18 protein-coding genes and 1 pseudogene are annotated in these 18,813 nt (G+C 63.6%); 6 read left to right on the forward strand and 13 right to left on the reverse strand.

All coding sequences use genetic code 11. The features are described from left to right. The first annotated feature begins 47 nt into the window (after window positions 1-47). Both PRtIB026_RS21515 and PRtIB026_RS21520 read left to right on the forward strand, forming a co-directional pair. Complete coding sequence (locus PRtIB026_RS21515; protein ID WP_203651699.1) at window positions 48-2,078, forward strand: hypothetical protein; 2,031 nt, start codon at window positions 48-50, stop codon at window positions 2,076-2,078. Between the two features lie 297 nt (window positions 2,079-2,375). Continuing rightward, complete coding sequence (locus tag PRtIB026_RS21520) at window positions 2,376-4,424, forward strand: hypothetical protein (RefSeq protein WP_267812909.1); 2,049 nt, start codon at window positions 2,376-2,378, stop codon at window positions 4,422-4,424. 62 nt (window positions 4,425-4,486) lie between these two features. Here PRtIB026_RS21520 and PRtIB026_RS21525 read toward each other — a convergent pair whose 3' ends face one another. From PRtIB026_RS21525 to ccmA, 12 genes are all read right to left on the reverse strand, one after another. Next, a complete protein-coding gene (locus PRtIB026_RS21525; RefSeq protein ID WP_203651693.1) occupies window positions 4,487-5,275 on the reverse strand; it encodes a PhzF family phenazine biosynthesis protein in 789 nt (262 codons plus the stop codon). A 31-nt stretch (window positions 5,276-5,306) separates the two neighbouring features. Beyond that, a complete protein-coding gene (locus PRtIB026_RS21530) occupies window positions 5,307-6,245 on the reverse strand; it encodes an NAD(P)-dependent oxidoreductase (protein ID WP_267812911.1) in 939 nt (312 codons plus the stop codon). A 147-nt stretch (window positions 6,246-6,392) separates the two neighbouring features. Next, entirely contained in the window at window positions 6,393-6,815 is a 423-nt protein-coding gene (locus PRtIB026_RS21535) for a hypothetical protein (RefSeq protein ID WP_203651691.1), read from the reverse strand. 12 nt (window positions 6,816-6,827) lie between these two features. After that, window positions 6,828-8,015 (reverse strand): c-type cytochrome biogenesis protein CcmI, encoded by a 1,188-nt coding sequence (ccmI, locus tag PRtIB026_RS21540; protein ID WP_203651689.1) that lies wholly within the window; start codon window positions 8,013-8,015, stop codon window positions 6,828-6,830. Then, a complete protein-coding gene (locus PRtIB026_RS21545) occupies window positions 8,008-8,484 on the reverse strand; it encodes a cytochrome c-type biogenesis protein (protein WP_203651687.1) in 477 nt (158 codons plus the stop codon). The genes ccmI and PRtIB026_RS21545 overlap by 8 nt, the downstream gene beginning before the upstream one ends. Next, window positions 8,481-9,017: a DsbE family thiol:disulfide interchange protein gene (locus PRtIB026_RS21550; RefSeq protein WP_203651685.1), complete on the reverse strand. Its 537-nt coding sequence runs from the start codon at window positions 9,015-9,017 to the stop codon at window positions 8,481-8,483. Before PRtIB026_RS21550 ends, PRtIB026_RS21545 begins: the two co-directional genes overlap by 4 nt. Continuing rightward, window positions 9,014-11,002 carry a heme lyase CcmF/NrfE family subunit gene (locus PRtIB026_RS21555; RefSeq protein WP_203651682.1) on the reverse strand — a complete coding sequence of 663 codons (1,989 nt, stop codon included), beginning with the start codon at window positions 11,000-11,002 and terminating at the stop codon, window positions 9,014-9,016. Before PRtIB026_RS21555 ends, PRtIB026_RS21550 begins: the two co-directional genes overlap by 4 nt. Continuing rightward, complete coding sequence (gene ccmE / locus PRtIB026_RS21560) at window positions 10,999-11,454, reverse strand: cytochrome c maturation protein CcmE (RefSeq protein ID WP_028691020.1); 456 nt, start codon at window positions 11,452-11,454, stop codon at window positions 10,999-11,001. Before ccmE ends, PRtIB026_RS21555 begins: the two co-directional genes overlap by 4 nt. After that, window positions 11,451-11,627 carry a heme exporter protein CcmD gene (gene ccmD / locus PRtIB026_RS21565; RefSeq protein ID WP_011534872.1) on the reverse strand — a complete coding sequence of 59 codons (177 nt, stop codon included), beginning with the start codon at window positions 11,625-11,627 and terminating at the stop codon, window positions 11,451-11,453. Before ccmD ends, ccmE begins: the two co-directional genes overlap by 4 nt. Beyond that, entirely contained in the window at window positions 11,624-12,391 is a 768-nt protein-coding gene (locus tag PRtIB026_RS21570; protein ID WP_232856545.1) for a heme ABC transporter permease, read from the reverse strand. Before PRtIB026_RS21570 ends, ccmD begins: the two co-directional genes overlap by 4 nt. Window positions 12,392-12,437: 46 nt before the next feature. Continuing rightward, on the reverse strand, window positions 12,438-13,106 hold the full coding sequence (gene ccmB / locus PRtIB026_RS21575) for a heme exporter protein CcmB (RefSeq protein WP_028691018.1): 669 nt from the start codon (window positions 13,104-13,106) through the stop codon (window positions 12,438-12,440). Further along, window positions 13,103-13,735, reverse strand: a complete 633-nt coding sequence (ccmA, locus tag PRtIB026_RS21580; protein WP_203651680.1) for a cytochrome c biogenesis heme-transporting ATPase CcmA — start codon at window positions 13,733-13,735, stop codon at window positions 13,103-13,105. The genes ccmB and ccmA overlap by 4 nt, the downstream gene beginning before the upstream one ends. Window positions 13,736-14,002: 267 nt before the next feature. Here ccmA and PRtIB026_RS21585 point away from each other — a divergent pair, with 267 nt between their 5' ends. From PRtIB026_RS21585 to PRtIB026_RS26725, 3 genes and pseudogenes are all read left to right on the forward strand, one after another. Beyond that, window positions 14,003-15,565 (forward strand): flagellar hook-length control protein FliK, encoded by a 1,563-nt coding sequence (locus tag PRtIB026_RS21585; protein WP_203651678.1) that lies wholly within the window; start codon window positions 14,003-14,005, stop codon window positions 15,563-15,565. Next, window positions 15,562-15,906: an EscU/YscU/HrcU family type III secretion system export apparatus switch protein gene (locus PRtIB026_RS21590; protein ID WP_203651676.1), complete on the forward strand. Its 345-nt coding sequence runs from the start codon at window positions 15,562-15,564 to the stop codon at window positions 15,904-15,906. Before PRtIB026_RS21585 ends, PRtIB026_RS21590 begins: the two co-directional genes overlap by 4 nt. A gap of 123 nt (window positions 15,907-16,029) precedes the next feature. Continuing rightward, window positions 16,030-16,830: pseudogene (locus tag PRtIB026_RS26725) on the forward strand (dermonecrotic toxin domain-containing protein); the annotation flags it as partial. Window positions 16,831-17,013: 183 nt separating this feature from the next. Here PRtIB026_RS26725 and PRtIB026_RS26730 read toward each other — a convergent pair. After that, window positions 17,014-17,286 (reverse strand): PE domain-containing protein, encoded by a 273-nt coding sequence (locus tag PRtIB026_RS26730; protein ID WP_420713670.1) that lies wholly within the window; start codon window positions 17,284-17,286, stop codon window positions 17,014-17,016. Between the two features lie 516 nt (window positions 17,287-17,802). On the opposite strand from PRtIB026_RS26730, the gene PRtIB026_RS26735 reads away from it, so the two are divergent. Further along, window positions 17,803-18,738 carry a glycosyltransferase gene (locus PRtIB026_RS26735; RefSeq protein ID WP_420713671.1) on the forward strand — a complete coding sequence of 312 codons (936 nt, stop codon included), beginning with the start codon at window positions 17,803-17,805 and terminating at the stop codon, window positions 18,736-18,738. Window positions 18,739-18,813 lie beyond the last annotated feature (75 nt).

An 18,813-nucleotide genomic window follows, 5' to 3' on the forward strand; every position in this document is an offset into this window, starting at 1 on the left:
CACCGCCAGCCCCAAACCTGAAGCCCTGACAGCACAGGAAAACAACCATGTCTGAACGTTATTTCATCGCCGAGTATCGGCCTGCCACCCTGCCGGCCAAATCCATTGCCTCGCAATGTGGTTGCCATAGCCGGCACGCCTACAAGGCGGTTCGAAAACCTGCTCGCATTAACGCCACGTGGGGCTTTGATGAGGAACTGGTGTTTCCCAAGGATGCGCTCGCTCCGACCCTCCCGGGTGTCGAGGCAGACAACCTGTTGCTGGCAGACTTCAGGAACTACCCTATCACGCTACGGTTCAGAATCCCGGCTAAGGTTGTCGACCCAACCCGGGATGCCGTACTGCTTCTCGTGGACGGGAGCGCGTTCAGCATCCCCATCACCTTCGAGGGCTACAAGGCGGGGGACATCTTTTCCATCGAACTGCCCGCCAGCGCTCGCCAAGAAGGCATCCATACGATCCAGTACCGCATACATTACTCGAACAATCGATCGGAGGACGGTCCCCTCCAATCCTTCAAGGTCGATCTGACTGCACCTGGCCTGCCGTCACTGGCCGAATTGAACGTCGATAGCGACATCATCAAAGGCGGGGTCACCTCGGCCACCCTCGAAATCCACAATGGCAAGCACTATCTCAAAACGACCCTCAATGGCTACAACGGCCTTGGAATAGGCGACAGGATCCGTGGCGTGATCGCCGACCTCGACGGGTTCGGCAGCACAACGGATGTCGAGCAAGAATACGGGCCTGGAGACGAGATCATCTTGCGGTTCCTGAGGGAGGACATCGAACGTGCAGGGGATGGCCTTAAAACATTCGCCTATACCGTCACCGACCGCGCCGGCAATATTTCGCTCCCTTCGCGCCCCGTGACTCTCAAGGTACTGCTCGACGGCGAGCTGACCAATCTTCCGGCACCAGAAGTGGCAGACAGCGCCGATGGCATCATCAACGATGAAGAGGCGCGCAAACCGCTGGAAGTGATCATCCCCGCCTATTCGGACAAACCCATTCTGCCAGGCGACGCGATCGAGCTGATCTGGGGCGATGCCCACCACGAACCACTACCCATCCCCGATGGCCAGGAAGGTGCTCGCCTGCCGATCTACCCGGACTATGCAGCCCTTTACGACACCTGGAAGGCGCAATCGCAGGGGCGCGATGAAACCGCCCGCATCACCGTAAGCTACCGGATCATTCGCGAAGGCATGGTGGCCGGCACCTCCGCAGGGTTGGACGTGGTCATCAACCTGCACCAGGTGGGTGGCGATCCAGAGCCAGAGGTACCGACCCACCCGAACCTGCGTCCAGCCGTGCTGATGTCCTGGTCAGGGCAGCTCAACTACATCCCCAAAGATGACTATGCCAAGGACGCCAGGCTCTTCGTGCCATGGTTCGACCGGCACTCACCGACGGCACCGGTGCTGATCGAGGACGATGTGGTCCGGCTCAGCTACGGTACCTATGCGTTTCCCCCACGGACCGTCAGCGACGCTGACGTCGGCAAGAAGGCTGACCTCGAATTTGCCCTAACGGCCGACCTGATCGCAGAACAAGCGGGTGGCACACAAGCCCTGGTCTATGAGGTGGAGCGCCCTGTCCAAGGCCCGACCCACAACACGTCACAGGGGCCGGTCCAACCAGTGCTCGTGGACGCTGATGAGCAACTGCCTGGCGATGGCGACCTGGGAGAAGGTGAGTACGCGCCCCTCAAGTCCGCCTGCTGCATCATCCCGGCTGATCTCGAGGATGGCAAGATCGTGTATTTCGTGACGCCGCCGTACAAGCACAAGCGAAGTGGCGACCTGATTGAAATCGATCTGGTCCAGGTAGAGGGTATCGAACACACAGATAACGAGTCGCCCTTGGAGGAGTCAAGAATCACCATGGCATATACGGTCCTCGATGCCAGTGAGGAGACCGAGGCGTACAAATTCCCCCTTGAAACGGCCAAATTGCTCGCACCCAAGAAACGTTGCCATATTCATTCCATATGGCAAGTTACCAGAAATGGGAAAACGGTGAAGAACGACACCACCGCCAAGCTGATCGTAGACTCCCGCGGTACTCAGTGAGCACTGCAAAGTGCACGAGCTCTCCTCCAATGGGCCCTTCGGTTGACGCCGAGGGCCCCACAACACGCACGATGAGCGCACTCTCCTTGCGCCTCCCCCTTCGTTGATAGACACCCGCCAGTGGCGACCTGGCAATTCTGTCAGGTTACAAGCGCGCGCTTTTTTCCGACCATGACTCTGCGATCGCATCGGCTGCGCCAGGTACCGGGACAGCCAGTAGGACTGCTGTGGCAATGCCTGACGGGGCACGTCGCCCAGCAGCAACCCTGTGAATCCCCTAGCCACTGGAATGCAACCATGTCTGACCAATCTTCTCGCATCGACGTGCACACACCCGGCAAGGTGCCAAGCCAATCCATTACCCACTCCGGGCGTTGCAAGTGCCCTATGTTCTACAAGCCAACACGCAAACGGTCGCCAGGCATACTGGGTTTTACTGATCCCTTGGTGTTCCCGGCAAACGCCCTGGCGGAATTGCCGCCGTCCGGCATTGCAGACAATTTACTGTTGGCAAGCGTCAGCTCCGACCCGCTCAAGCTCACATTTCCAGTGCCGGACTCGATCAAGGACCCGGACGGCGATAGCGTGCAACTGATAGTAGATGGTGCTCCATTGGATCCGGCCGTCACGTTCACAGGTAAAGAACCTGGGGACCCCTTTGAAATCGACCTGCCTGCAGCTGTTCGCACGGAAGGCACCCACACGATCTTCTACCGAGTCAAATACTCCGGCGGAGGGACAGAGAGCGGCCCAGCACAATCCTTCATTGTCGACCTGACCAAACCTGGCGAACCCTTGCTGGCTGAGTTGATTGTTGATGAGCTAATCAAAACGAACGGGCTGACCTCGGACAAGCTCAAGGAAGAGGACGGCGAGCAATACCTGGAATGCACCCTTGCCGGCTATGGCGGCCTAGCGCCCGGCGACATCATCGAGGGGACGATCAGCAGCACGTTACGTTCTCGACGCATAGCCCGGGGGAGCATGCGTCGTCGTCCCAAGGACGGATTGACGCTGCGCTTCCTACGGGCAGATATCGAGGCCCTGGGGGATGGCACCCTCGTTTTCACCTACGAAGTCACGGATCGGGCAGGCAATGTTTCAGAGACGTCCCTCCCACTGACGCTGAAGGTACTCCTCAAGGGGGAACTGAAAGGCCTACTCGCGCCGCTGATTGCTGCACACGATGACGGTCTCATCATCGATGCGGAGGCACGCGAGCCTCTGAAACTGGTCGTACCCGCCCATACTGGCACGCCGGGTATCCCGCCAGGTGACAAGATCGAACTGGTGTGGGGTGACGCCGTGCATGAACTGGTGTCTATCCCTGGTGGCGAAGAAGGCAACCCGCAGACTTTGTATCCCTCCTATGCAGCCCTCTACGATACGTGGAAGAAGGCAACGGCAGGTGCCAACCAAGTCGCCAGTATCGAGGTGTTCTACCGCATTATTCGAAACGGTATTGTTGCCGGCACCTCACAGATCACCACAGTGGCGGTTAACTTGTTCCAGGTTGGGGGCGATCCAAATCCAGATCCGGAAGATCCAGTGCATCCGAACCTGCGCCCCCCTTACCTGGAGACCGCAAGCAAAAAATACAATGAAATCCCCAGTGAGGAATTCGACCAGGACGCCACGATCTACATACCGTTGTACGATCGAAAATTCCCACCCAAGAAGGTCTTGGAGAAGGACGACAAGGTCTCCGTCGTTTATGGTGCAATAAAGTTCCCTGCACGTACCGTCACTGAACTGGAAGCGAACGGCACGGACGATCTGCGGTTTCCGCTGACTGCCGCCCAGATCGCGCTAGAAGGCTCTGGTACAAAACCGCTCCACTTCTTGGTAACCCGAGCGATCACAGGGGGGAAGGAGAATACTTCGCGGTCCTATGAACAACCGATCACAGTGCACGGAAACGATGAGCTTCCGGGTGAAGGAAGCCTCGACGATGGCAAATATGACCCTCTCAATGCCTCCGGCAGAATCACAAAGGACGAGATCAATCGAGGGGTCAAGTTCATTACACCGTACTATAAAAAAAAGGAGCCGGGTGACATTATTTCGATCGAGCTGTACCAGGCCGTTGAGGGTAAACACGACGATGGCGAAACGCCTATCGAAGGGAGCAGATACTCCTTCTTGAAAACCGTTGGTGAAGACGATAAAGACACGGCAACAGAGTTTGAAATCCCGGCACATCACCTGTTGTTCCCAAATGACTTTTGCCATATCCATGCCACATGGACCGCGAGAAATGAATCTGGCCTTGTGTCAAATACCACGACTCCTCTGGTGATTGTCGACACCCGCGGCGATAACGCTGAGCCTGAAAACAAGTCCTGACTACAGTAGACAATGGCAAGCTTGCACCATCAGCGTACCCCTTCGGGGGTACGCCCTCTTCGTTACAGATTCACTATACCGCGCAAATACAATGCAGCATGACCGCAGATGATTACCCGGCCATTGCCCGGTGACTCACAGACCAACTGCCCCTTGCGCGCACCCCCCTGCTGGCAATGAAGCCGTGCCTGCCCGAGCCGCTCGGCCCAGTAAGGGACCAACGAGGTATGCGCAGAGCCGGTGACCGGATCTTCATTGACCCCGACCCGAGGCCCGAACCAACGTGTGACGAAATCGAACCCTCCCCCTGGCGCCGTCACCGCGATGCCACGCACGTCGAAGCGAGACAAGGCCACGAAGTCGGGCTGCAAGGCCGCAAGCTCCGCTGGATCATCGATCACCACGATGTAGTCGTCGGTACGATACAAGCCTCGCGCACTGGCCAAGCCCAAGGCCTCCAGCAACCCCGCTGGCATCTCCACTGCCAGCGGCTGCTTGGCCGGGAAGTCCATCGCCAGCAGGCCCTCGGCGCCGCGGCTGACCCGCAGTTCACCGCTGCGGGTGTTGAAGCGCAGCTCTTCGCGCTGCTCGCCCAACTGCTCGAACAGCACCCAGGCCGACGCCAAGGTGGCGTGGCCGCACAAATCAACTTCGACCGTCGGTGTGAACCAGCGCAGGTCGTAGCTTTCACCGTTGCGAACGAAATAGGCAGTTTCGGACAGATTGTTTTCTTCGGCGATACGCTGCAGCAGCGCATCGGGTAGCCAGCTGTCCAAAGGGATCACCGCCGCTGGATTGCCGCCGAACGGCTTGGCGGAAAAAGCATCGACCTGGAAGATCTCGAGTTGCATGCAGCACTCCTTGGATAAGTGAAAGCAAAGGCTATTCGTGTACTGGCGTGAGCACCGGCTCTCCGGCAAAGAACGCCTGCAGGTTGCGCAGCACCAGGCTGACCGTGTCGCGGGCGGCCTCGGGGGACTGGCCGGCGACATGAGGGGTGAGCACGGTATTGCCGAGGGCCTTGAGGGCATCGGACACGCCCGGTTCGTCATCGAACACATCGAGCGCGGCGCCGGCAATCCGTCCCTGAGCCAGGGCGGCGGCCAGCGCCTGGGTATCGACCACGCTGGCGCGGGCGATATTCACCAGGTAGCCCTCGGCGCCCAGCGCGTCAAGCACCTGCGCGTCGACCAGGTGCTGGGTGCCGGCCCCGCCCGGGGTGGCGACGACCAGGATATCGACGGCATCGGCCAGGTGCAGCGGGCTGTCGTACCAGGTGTAGGGCGCATCGTTGCGCGGGGTACGGCTGTGATAGCTGACGGGCATGTCGAAGCCGAGGCTGGCACGCTTGGCGATTGCCAACCCCACCGCGCCCAGCCCCAGGATGCCCAAGCGTTTACCGCTCACCGACGGGCTGATCACCCGCTGCCATTCGCCACGGCGGGTGCTGGCATCAGCACGAGGAATGTCGCGCAACAGGGCCAGCAGCAGGGCCAGGGCGTGGTCGGCCACGGCGGCGGCATTGGCACCGGCGCCATTGGTGACGGTGATGCCACGGGCAGCAGCGGCGGCCAGGTCGACCTGTTCGTAGCCGGCACCGATCACGCAAATGATCCGCAGGTTGACCAATGTGGCGATTTCGCCGGCTGTCAGGCCAAGCGGACCACGAGTGAGCACGGCATCGATCTCCCCGGCATGACGGGCGATGGCGTCGGCGCGCAGTTGCGGCGACGGTGCGCGGATCAGGCGGTAGCCGGCCCGTTCCAATAACGGCAGGTAGTCATCGACGGTTTCCACCAGCACCAGGACTGTCTTGCTCATGCCACCCTCCGGTTGAATGCGAAGGGGGATTATGCCAGCTGTTGGCGCGGCCGGCCCTATCGCGGGGCAAGCCCGCTCCCACGCAATTGACGATGAGCATTACTGGCGTGGGAGCGGGCTTGCCCCGCGATAAGGCCTCAACGGCAATTATTGCCCAAACGCCCTGCCCAACCCGCCCGGCACACCACTGCTGTCGGTGTCCTGCCACGGCCCGTTGGGGCTCAGCGACCAGCTCCAGCCGTTGTTCCAACGGTAATAGGTGCGCTGGCGGTAGAAGGTGTTGGGCTGTTTCTCCAGCACATAGACCCCAAGCTTCGGGTCCCAGTGGCTGGCGCCTCCCGGCGGCGGCGCGAAGCTGGCGGAGGTGCGTGGCATCGGCTTGGGAATCGCCGCCGGCTTGCTCGGCTGGGTGCCGGGCTGGCCACCCGGCAAGGGCTTGACCACCGGTCCTTTGTGCGGCGGCGTGGTCTCGATCGGCGGCAGCGGCTCACGCTCCCCGGGCTGATGCACCGTACACGCGGAAAGACCCAGGGCCAGGGTGATTAGGGTCAGGCGGACGGTGCTGTTCATGGGGGTGCTCTCTTATGAGTCGGGGCTGTCGATGGTCACATGCTGGATGCCCCGGGTGCCGGTGGCCAGCGGGGCGCTCTGGCCCTTCCATTCACCGTGGGTGGGCTGCCCGGCGCGCGAGACTCGGGCAACCAGTTGGACTTCGGCAAAGTCCGACAGTTTCATCTGCGGCATCATCGCGTCGGCATCGGACAACTCCACCTCGATCGGCAGCTGCGCCACCGTCACCCGCTTGGCCGCCAGCGGCATGGGCGGGCCATTGCTGGCGCGGGCGAAGATGAACACGGTGTCGTCGGGACGCACCTTGTCCTTGAGCGCCGCGGCCAGCTCCACCCGCACCTTCAGGCGCGCTGTTTCGGCCACCTTGCCGCCACCGGCCTTGAGTTTGTCGGCGGCGCGGTCGATGCCGCCCTGCAGCGCGTCGCGGGACGCGTCGCCCTGCGGCAACTGCGCCAGCAGACGCTGCCAGTAGTCGATGGCCTCCTGGTAGCGCTCGCCCTCGAAGGCGGCGATACCACGCAGGCCGAGGCTGGTGACCTCTTGCGGGTCGGCCTTGAGCGCCTCATCGGTGAGTGCCTGCAATTGCGCCGACCACTGTTTGTCGGCGGCGAAGTACAGCGACTGCGCCCACTGCCCGAGCAGCTCGGGCTGACGCCCGGCCAGGGCCACGGCGCGCTCGAAGGCCTTGGCCGCATCGGCCGGCCGTTGCTCGGCCATATAGGCACGACCGAGGAAGTAAAGGCCTTCGGCCGAGTCGGGCTGGGCCTGCACCGCACGCTCCAGGCGCGTGGTCATTTCCGCCATCGACTGCGGCGCGCTGGCGAACTCCTGGGTCAGCTCGACCTTGTCCGCGGCGCCGAAGTGCAGGTATAGCCCCAGGGCCATGGCCGGCACCAGCACCGCCGCCAGCAGCGGCACGGCCTTGCCCAGGTGGCCCTGACGCGTCACCTCGCCGCGCTCGGTGTCGGCCAGCAGCTCACGGGCGGCCTCGTCACGACCATTGGCCAGTTGTTGTTCATCAAGAACGCCGGCCGCCTGCTGGGCAACCAGTTCGGCAACGCGCTCTTCATAGAGCGCCACGTTGAGGGCGGTACGATCCTGTTCGGCCTGCTTGCGGCGGTGACCGCGCAGGATCGGCAACAGCAGGAAAGCCAGGGCGGCGAGCAGCAGCAGGCCCGCGCTAAGCCAGAATTCAGTCATGGGTACGTTCTTTATCCAGCAGTTTGGTCAGACGCTCGCGTTCGTCGGCGGACAGTTCGGTATTGCCGGCCACGGCCTGGCCACGGCGGCGGCGCACGATCAGCGCCAGCACCACGAAGCCTGCGCCCAGGAGGATCCCCGGGCCGAACCAGAGCAGCCAGGTGCGCCCGCTGAGCGCTGGCTTGTAGCGCACGAAGTCGCCATAGCGATCGACCATGAAATCGACGATCTGCTGGTTGTCCTTGCCCTCGCCCAGCATGCGGAAGATCTCGCGGCGCAGGTCGGCGGCGATGGGCGCGTTGGAATCGGCGATGTCCTGGTTCTGGCACTTGGGGCAGCGCAGTTCCTTGGTCAGTTGCTGATAGCGCTCGCGCTCGGCGTCGTCGCGGAACTGGTAGGTGTCGATGGCCGCCTTGGCCACGCCGGCCAGGCTCAGGCCGAGCACGGCGGCCGCCAGCCAGCGCCTCATGGCCGGACCTCGTCGACCAGGCCCTGGTACAGCGGCGCCAGCTGCTCGCGCCACACCGTGGCATCGACCACGCCCACGTGCTTGTAGCGGATGATGCCCTTGGCGTCGATCAGGAAGGTTTCCGGCGCGCCGTATACGCCCAGGTCCAGGCCCAGCGAGCCTTGCTGGTCGGCGATGTTCAGCTGGTATGGGTTGTGGAACTCAGCCAGCCACTTCAGCGCGGCGGCGTTGTCATCCTTGTAGTTGACCCCGTGGATCACCACGCCCTGCTCGGCCAGCTGGTTCAGGTACGGGTGCTCGACCTTGCACGACGGGCACCAGGTGCCCCACACGTTGACCAGCGCCGGGCGGCCGATCAGGTCGGCCTGGGTGAGGCTGCGATCGCCCTGCACGCTCGCCAGCGCGAACGTCGGGAACGGCTTGCCGATCATCGCCGAAGGCAGTTCGTCGGGTTTCAAGAACAACCCCTTGTAGAGAAAGACCGCCACCAGCAGGAACACCGCCAGCGGTACCACCATGATCCAACGCTTCATGCAGTTGCTCCAGACACGCCCAGGGCCTCACGCACCCGGGTCTTGACCTTGACGCGGTAGCGTCGGTCGAAGGCCGCCAGCAAGCCGCCCAGACCGGTCAGCAGACCGCCCAGCCAGATCCAGCGGACATAGGGTTTGATATGCACCCGCACCGCCCAGGCGCCGTTTTCCAGCGGCTCGCCCAGGGCGACATACAGGTCGCGGGTGAAACCGGCGTCGATGCCGGCCTCGGTCATCATCGACTGCTGCACGGTGTACAGGCGTTTTTCCGGGTGCAGCACGGACACTTCGCGGCCATCGCGCGAAACCCGCACGGTGCCCTTGTCGGAAATGAAGTTCGGGCCTTCGAAGTGCTTGGCGCCCTCGAACAGGAAGTGATAGCCCCCCAGCTCGACAGTCTCGCCCGGCGCCATGCGCAGGTCGCGCTCGGCGCTGTTGTTGCTCGACAGCACCACGCCCAGGGCGCACACCACCAGGCCCAGGTGCGCCAGGTGCATGCCCCAGTAGCTGCGGCTCAGACCCGCCAACCCCTTGACCAGGCCTTTGTGACGGGTCTTGTCGAGGATGTCGCGCACGCCGCTGAGCACCACCCAGGCGGCCAGGGCGAACACGCTCAGGGCCGGCCAGTCGAAGTCGTCGACGATCAGCCCGGCGACCGGCGCCAGCACTGCACTGCCGACCAGCACCGGGGTCAGCATGCCGGCCAGCCATTTGCCGGGAGTGTCCTTCCAGCGCACCACCACGCCCACCCCGAGCACCACCATCAGCAGCGCCATCAACGGCAGGAACAGGGCGTCGAAGTAAGGCGGGCCGACCGACAGCTTGGCCCCGGTCAGGGCGTCGAGCACCAGCGGGTAGAGGGTGCCCAGCAGGATCATCGAGGCCGCCACCACCAGCACCAGGTTGTTGGCCAGCAGCAGGGTTTCACGGGACCACAGGGCAAAGCCCACCTGGCTCTTGACCACCGGCGCGCGCAGGGCGAACAGGGTCAGCGAGCCACCGACCACGAACAGCAGGAAGATCAGGATGAAGATACCGCGCGACGGGTCGGCGGCGAACGCGTGCACCGAGGTCAACACGCCGGAGCGCACCAGGAAGGTACCCAGCAGGCTCAGGGAGAACGCGGCGATGGCCAGCAGCACGGTCCAGCTCTTGAACACCCCGCGCTTTTCGGTGACCGCCAGCGAGTGGATCAGTGCCGTGCCCACCAGCCAAGGCATGAACGAGGCGTTCTCGACCGGGTCCCAGAACCACCAGCCACCCCAGCCCAGCTCGTAATAAGCCCACCACGAGCCAAGGGTGATGCCCACGCCGAGGAAGGCCCAGGCGACGATGGTCCAGGGCCGCGACCAGCGCGCCCAGGCGGCATCGAGGCGCCCGCCGAGCAAGGCGGCGATGGCGAAGGCGAAGGCCACCGAGAAGCCCACATAGCCCATGTACAGCATCGGCGGGTGGACGATCAGGCCGAAGTCCTGCAACAGCGGGTTGAGGTCGCGACCATCGCCCGGCACCTGCGGCAGCAGGCGCGAGAACGGGTTGGAGGTGATGATCAGGAAGCTCAGGAAGCCCACGCTGATCATGCCCATCACCGCCAGCACGCGCGCCAGCATCACCTGCGGCAACTGACGCGAGAAGATCGACACGGCGAAGGTCCAGCCACCGAGGATCAACGCCCACAGCAGCAGCGAGCCTTCGTGGGCGCCCCACACGGCGCTGAACTTGTAATACCAAGGCAAGGCGCTGTTGGAGTTGCTGGCGACGTAGGCGACCGAGAAGTTGTCGGTCATGAAGGCGTGGGTCAGGCAGGCGAAGGCGAAGGCCAGGAAGGCAAACTGCCCCCAGGCCGCCGGCCGCGCCAGGCCCATCCACAGGCTGTCGCCGCGCCAGGCGCCGAGCAGCGGTACAGTGGCCTGCACGGCGGCGAAGCAGATCGCCAGGATCATCGCCAGCTGGCCGAGTTCGGGGATTACCAGGGCCGCATTCATGGCTTGGCTCCCGCGTCGCTGGCGGCCTGGCCGCTTTCCTTCAGGGCCTTGGTGACTTCCGGCGGCATGTATTTCTCGTCGTGCTTGGCCAGCACCTCGTCGGCCACCACCACGCCGTCGGCGTTGAGCTTGCCGAGGGCGACGATGCCCTGCCCTTCGCGGAACAGGTCGGGGAGGATGCCGCGGTAGGTGATCGGCACCGACTTGGTGTAGTCGGTGACCACGAAGCGCACGTCGAGCGAATCGGCCGAGCGCTGCACCGAGCCTTTCTCGACCATGCCGCCGGCGCGGATGCGGGTGTCCAGCGGCGCCTCGCCGTTGGCGATCTGCGTCGGAGTGTAGAACAGGTTGATGTTCTGCTGCAGCGCGCTCAGGGCAAAGCCCACGGCGACGCCGACGCCGGCCAGCAGGCCGAGGATGATGAACAGGCGTTTCTTGCGCTGCGGATTCACGGTTTGCTCTCCCGGCGCAGACGACGCGCCTCTTCTTGCAGGTAGCGGCGACGGGCCAGCAGGGGCGCGGCGACATTCAGCGCCAGCACCGCCAGGCAGATGCCATAGGCCGACCAGACGTACAGGCCATGGTGGCCCATGGCGAGAAAATCACTGAAGGACGCAAAGCTCATCGTACCGCCTCCCGTCCGAGTTGCCCCAGCACCTCATCCTTGACCCAACTGGCGCGGGCTTCGCGTTTGAGCACTTCGAGGCGCATGCGCAGCAGCAGCACGGCGCCGAAGAAGCAGTAGAAACCCAGCGCGGTGAGCAGCAGCGGCAGCCACATTTCCACCGGCATGGCCGGCTTTTCGGTCAGCGTGAAGGTGGCGCCCTGGTGCAGGGTGTTCCACCACTCCACCGAGTACTTGATGATCGGGATGTTGACCACGCCGACGATCGCCAGCACCGCACAGGCCTTGGCCGCGCTGTCGCGGTTGCTGATGGCCTGGCCCAGGGCGATGATGCCGAAGTACAGGAACAGCAGGATGAGCATGGACGTCAGGCGCGCATCCCAGACCCACCAGCTACCCCAGGTGGGCTTGCCCCAGATCGCCCCGGTAACCAAGGCCACCGCGGTCATCCAGGCGCCGATGGGCGCCGCGCACTGCAGCGCGACGTCGGCCAGTTTCATCTTCCACACCAGCCCCACCACCCCCGCCACCGCGAGCATCACGTAGCACGACTGGGCGAGCATGGCCGTCGGCACGTGGATATAGATGATGCGGAAACTGTTGCCCTGCTGGTAGTCCTGGGGGGCGAAGGCCAGGCCCCAGGTGATGCCGACCAGCAGCAGCACAACAGAGGAAACGGTCAGCCACGGCAGCATGCGGCCGCTGATGGCATAGAACCATTTGGGGGAACCCAGCTTGTGGAACCACGTCCAACTCATTTTCATCAGGGTACATCCAGGGTATTGGCCGGGCTGCGGTGCCCGAGACTCGTTATTCGCCGACGCTGATCTTCAGGCCGGCCGCGATCGCAAAGGGTGCCAGTGTCACCGCCAGGGCCGTCAGGCTGGCGAGCCAGAGCAGATGGCCGGTGGCCGGCATATTCTGCAACGCCGCCTGCAACGCACCACTGCCCAGGATCAATACAGGGATATACAACGGCAGAATCAGCAACGCCAGCAGCAGGCCACCGCGCTTCAGACCAACCGTCAGCGCCGCGCCCACCGCGCCCAGCAGGCTCAGCACCGGCGTGCCCAGCAGCAGGGAGGCGAGCAGCACCGGCAGGCAGGCGCTCGGCAGGCCCAGCATCAGCGCCAGCAGTGGCGCCAACAATACCAGCGCCAGCCCGGAAAAGATCCAGTGCGCCAGCACCTTGGCCAGCACCAGCAGGGCCAGCGGGTGCGGCGAAAGCACCCACTGTTCGAGCGAACCGTCCTCGAAATCGCTGCGGAACAGCCCGTCCAGCGACAGCAACACCGCCAGCAGGGCCGCGACCCAGACCAGTCCCGGCGACAAGGTTTGCAACAATTGTGTCTCAGGACCGACCGCCAGCGGAAACAGGGCGACGACAATGGCGAAGAACACCAGCGGATTGGCCAGCTCCGCCGGGCGGCGGAACAACAGGCGCGCCTCGCGGCGCAACAGCAGAAGGAATACGCTCATGCCGCCCATTGCCCCAGGTTCAGCTCACGGTAGCCGGATGGCTTGCGCTCGAGCGTATGGTGGGTGGTCAGCACCACGGTGCCGCCCTGCTCGCAGTGGGCCGCGAGGTGAGCTTCCAGCTGGGCCACGCCCTGCTTGTCGAGGGCGGTGAAGGGTTCGTCGAGGATCCACAGCGGCGGGCTGTCCAGGTACAGCCGTGCCAGGGCGACCCGGCGCTGCTGGCCGGCGGACAGGGTGTGACAGGGCACGTCCTCGAAACCGCGCAAGCCGACAGCCTCCAGTGCCTGCCAGATCGCCTCGCTACCAGCCGGTCGGTGCAGGGCGCAGAGCCAGGCGAGGTTCTCTTCGGCGGTAAGCAGGTCCTTGATCCCGGCGGCATGGCCGATCCACAGCAGGATGCTGGCCAGGGCATGGCGTTGTTCGGCCAATGGCTGGCCGCCGAGCAGGATCTGCCCGGCGGTGGGTTGCATCAGCCCGGCCAGCAGGCGCAGCAGGCTGGTCTTGCCGCTGCCGTTGGGGCCGCTGATCTGCAGCATGTCGCCAGCGCCCAGCTCGAAATCGAGCTGCTCGAACAGCAAGCGCCAGTCGCGCTCGCAGGCCAGGCCTGCGGCTTGGAGGTGAAGGGTCACGGTTTCGCCTTATCTTTGTAGGGCTTCGGGGCGGTGTTGCCTGCTTCGCGGGTAAACCCGCTCCCACAAGGTACGGCGCAGCTTTCAGATGCTGCACAAGACCCTGTGGGAGCGGGTTCACCCGCGAAGCAGGCAACGCCGCTCCAAAGCCCCTATGTCTCAAGTCGCCCGCCGCGCTGCCGTTATACTGGCAACAATGGGCGGTCGGCATTATTACACGCGTCACCGCGCTGCCAAGAGGCCGAGTTCGACAGGTTGTATACAATCATGACTGAAATCAATAGTCTCGGCGCACAAACCGTGCCAGGCCCCCAGGCGGCCAAGGCGGCCATGACCGGCGAGCTGCTGCGCCTGCTGCAAGCGCAACCCGGCCTGCTGGCCCCGGGCGAGACGGCACGTGCCGAGGTCATGTCGATGCGCCAGGTCGGCGTGGATTTCCAGCTGCTGCTACGCCTGACCCAGGGCAACGGCAACCAGACCCAGTTGCAGGCCAATGCCAGCCAACCCCTGCCCCAGGGCAGCCAGATCACGGTCACGCAGACAGAAAGCAACCGCCTGGCGGTCATGGTGCAGCAGGTCAACGCCAACAACATCACTACCCTCACCCGCCTGGACACCAGCCAGGTTCCAGTCGGCACACTGCTGCAAGGCAAGGTCCTGACCAGCCAGCCCCTGGTTCAGAACGCCGGCGAGATCGCCAGTTTCCGCTCGCTGGTAAGCCTGCTCAACAGCAGCCAGGCCGGCGCCACCCTGGCCATCGACAGCCCGCGGCCACTGCCGATCGGCAGCCTGCTCAGCGCGCTGGTACAAGGTGACCAGTCGCTGCGCTTCGTTCCCCTGAGCGGCCGCCAGGATCAACTGGCCATTGCCCAGCAGCTGGTGGCCCAGCAAGGCCGCCAGGCCTCGCTGCCTGGCTTGCTCAATGCCCTGCAGCAGGTCGCCACCTCCGGCGACGCTGGCACGCAACTGCGCGCCAGCGCCGAACGCCTGCTGGCCAGCCTGCCCGATGCCCGCCAACTGGGTGATGCGAAAAATCTGGCCCAGGCCCTGAACAACAGTGGCGCCTTCCTTGAAGCCAAGCTGCTGGGTGGCCTGGCAAGCGGCGTGGCGCCCGACCTGAAGACGCAACTGGTCAGGCTGATCGCACAGTTGCCCAATCCTCCCACGGGACAGATGCTCACGCCCGCACAGACCAGTACGTTGGCCCATGCCCTGCCCGGTTTCGCCCGCAGCGCCCTGGGCATGCTCGGCCAGGTCAGCCCGCGCCCGCAACCTGGAGCCTTCCCCCTGCCCTCGCGGCTGTTGCAGAGCCTGGAAAACGAAGGCGACCTGCAGCAATTGCTGCGCCTGGCCGCCGCCGCCATCTCGCGCCTGCAGAGCCATGCGCTGTCCAGCCTGCAGCAATCCGGACCACTGGAGAACGGCAACCAACAGACCACCTGGCAGACCGAGATCCCCATCCGCCATGGCCAGGAGTTCATTCCCCTGCAGGTCAAGCTGCAGCGCGAGGAAACGCCGGAGCAGCAAGCCGATCGCGAACGTGAAGGGCGTGATCCGCTGGAGGCCATATGGCGGATCGAACTGGCCTTCGACCTGTCACCACTCGGTCCGCTGCAGGTCCAGGCGCAACTGCTGCAAGGACGTCTGTCGGGACAGCTGTGGGCAGAGCAGGAACAGACCGCCCGCCTGATCGACAGTCAGCTCGGCACGCTGCGCGAGCGCCTGCTGGCACGCGGCCTGGATGTCGGCGACCTGGAGTGCCACCCCGGCACGCCACCGCAAGGCCCCCGCACACGCCTCGAACAACGCTGGGTGGATGAGACCGCATGAAGCACAAGCAGCCACGCCAGGCCATTGCCCTGAGCTACGACGGCCAGCAGGCCCCGACCCTGAGCGCCAAGGGCGACGACGAACTGGCCGAGGCCATCCTCGCCCTGGCCCGTGAACATGAAGTGCCGATCTACGAGAACGCCGAGCTGGTACGCCTGCTGGCCAGGCTGGAACTGGGCGAGCAGATCCCCGAGGCGCTGTACCTGACCATCGCCGAGATCATCGCCTTCGCCTGGCAATTGCGCGGCAAAGTGCCGGTGGGCTTCGACGACCAGCCTGCGCCGCCACGGGATATCACGCCCGAGCAGCTGTTCCTGCCGGCAGGCGTGGATACACGCTGACCCTGCGTGTGGCACCACTCCCAAAGGGGCAATGCCATGCTTGCGCGATAATTCATTACCGCTCCCCGACATAAGGGTTGAGTCACCGTTGTGCCTGGTTTCTCCACACAGGTCGACTCAATCATGCCTCCAACCTTCATCACCAACCTGGGCGTACAGCTCGTTCGCGATCACCTGCAGACCATCCCCCGCCCCGACAAGCACGCCGCACAAGCCATCCGTGACTGGGCCAAACGCCAGGGATCGGACCTGGATCCGGATCAGACCGACGTCGTCACCCTGCACTACCGAGGCCACCAGGCCGTCATCGTCCAGCGCCTGTCACTGACCGAAGCGGTGCTCTCGAACTGGCAAGGCGAGACCGACAAGAACCTGATCGGCCAACTGCTCCCGGGTCATTGGTCCGGTACCCTGCCATCCGGCCCGCTGCAGATCGTCGATCGATTGCCTGCTCGCGAGCCATGGGCGAACGGTGCCGATCATTCGGTATTCAATGGTCTGTTCCGCCGGACCGGTAACGGCCAATACGACAGCACAACGCATCTTGCCGTGGATGTCGAAGCCCTGCAGCGCTTCATCTGGAACCTGGATTTCCACACCCGCTTCACCGCCATGCTGGACAACTACTGGCAGCGCGCCCTGCATGGCCACCAGCTGTCCATGCGGATCAGCTTCATCACCGCCTGCAACAAGCAGGTAAGCGAAGGCTCATTGAGCGATGGAGCACGCCAGCTGGCCTGGCAGGCTGCCGGCTTGGCCCCTCGGGCGGTTGGCCTGCGAATCAGGCCACTGAACGTCTACGGCTACAGTGCCACCGATCTGCTGTGCATCACCGACAAATCCCAACCGCTCACCCTGCTCTACCTGCCAGGCAACGCCTCCCCCCTTCACGAGTTCGCCAACATGGCGGCGCTTCAGGACTGGTTCGCCAGACAGTGCCAGAACCCCGATAAACGTCAGCGCCTGCGCCAGCATTTCAACTTGGCCGACACGCCAGATGGACTGGACTTCAGCGGCCTGGACACCGCCCTCGAAGGCCTGGGCGCCTACCCGGGCATCCACTATCGCTCGCCAAACCGACCGGGATTCACCACCGACGGCCGCTGGTCACCCAGGGACTACGTCAACTACCGTCCGGACAAATACAGCCCGAAGCTCGACGGCGATCTGTTCGAAGCCCTGAGCCTGCGTCAGCGCAAGCGCAGCTATGCCAACGCTGACTTCATCGTTACCAGCAATCAGGAGGTGAACAAGGCGCGCTGGCGCGGCTATGTGGTCAATACCATCAATCTGCTGGCCCCCTTGGCCGTGGTACTGCCAGAACTGGCGCCGCTGCTTGCTCTGGGTGGCATTGCCCAGTTCGCGGCTGGGATCGATCAGGCAATCAACGGCAAGTCACTTGAAGACAAGGCCGATGGCGTGACGAACATCGAGTTCGGGCTAATGAACGCTGCACCACTTGCCTTGCGCCCATTGGCGCGAGCGCGAGTGCTGTACCCCGCCAAAGACAGGTGTTTTATCTTCCCCAGTCGGGTGAACGACCAACTGGGCTACCCATTGAGCCCGATGACGCCCCCGGCACTGCCCGAACGCCAGCTGGCCGGTCTGTTCGGCTCGACAGTCCCCCCCTTGCCCGGCGGCGACACCGCCATTGCCCAATGGCTGGCGCACGTGCCGGTCTCTGCGGACTCGCAAGCGCAGCTTCAATCCCTGTTGAATGGCTACAACACACTGGTCCTCTACGACAGTGAACATGATGCTTTCATCCTTGAGTCCGAGGCCAACGAGATAAGGCCAAGCTACTACCAGGTATCGCCAGAAGGCCATGGGCTTGTCGAGATGCCCCTGAACGCACGCACAGTCACCGACCCGATGCGCATAAGCAGCCTGCGAGCCATGGGCGTGGATGTGCAACTGCCTTTGGAAATCCCGCCCTTCGAGGCACACCTGCGCCAGCCGATCCCACGGAAGATCTCGAGCATCTGGGTAGGCGACAAGGTGATCGCACCCAAACTGTTGACCACGCTGGTCCGCAATCAGCAACGCCTGACGAACAGCCAGTATGCCTACCGACTGTTCCTGTCCAACGCCAATGCCCAGGCCTTCGGCGCGAACCTGAGGCTACTGGCCGCACACGCACCGCATCTCGATGTGCTGACCCTTGAGGAGCAGCCGTTCTTCGCAAGGTTGCGCGAAACCAAATACTTCGAGCAGTATCAAGATGCCGTTGGCGGCGCAGGTGCAAATTTCTCTTCGGCATCCGACATCCTGCGCTATCCCCTGCTCGCCGAGGAAGGCGGATTGTACCTGGACGTCGACGATACCTTGCTTGCCGACCCGGTTCATCCGGACAATCCCAACCGCGCCGCGATCGACTCGGTGACCCTGGCCACCACACCGGACAGCCTCATTTTAGGTGGCCCGATGAACAACGACGCCCTGGGGATGTACTGCCAGTACAACACCAACATGATCGCCAGCCATGCCGGCAACCCGACGCTGCAGGCGATCTCGGACACCATGCACGAGCGCTACCTGGCCAACCGTGACTTCTACGGCAACAGGCCAGTAGTGAAGGGCCCCGAATTCGATGCCTATGCCTTGCGCCTGAGCCACATGACCGGGCCCGGCCTGCTGAACGATGTCATCGACCAGCACCTGCCACGGCTGCGGGCACTACGGCGGATCATCAACCTGCACGCCTTGCCGCAACACAATCCGATGTACCTGGTGACCCCGATCGAACAGGCCTTGCGGGAAGCCGCGACCGGCGACATTCCGCTCAACCAGGTAGCCGAAGTCGGAAACTACCACTCGTGGGCCAAGCCCTGATGTAACAAGGGCGGCCTGACGGCCGCCCTTGTTACATCAGGTGGTAAACATATACGCAAGCTTGGAGCATCGCCG

Source organism: Pseudomonas sp. RtIB026, from assembly GCF_016861355.2.
Taxonomy (GTDB): domain Bacteria; phylum Pseudomonadota; class Gammaproteobacteria; order Pseudomonadales; family Pseudomonadaceae; genus Aquipseudomonas; species Aquipseudomonas peradeniyensis.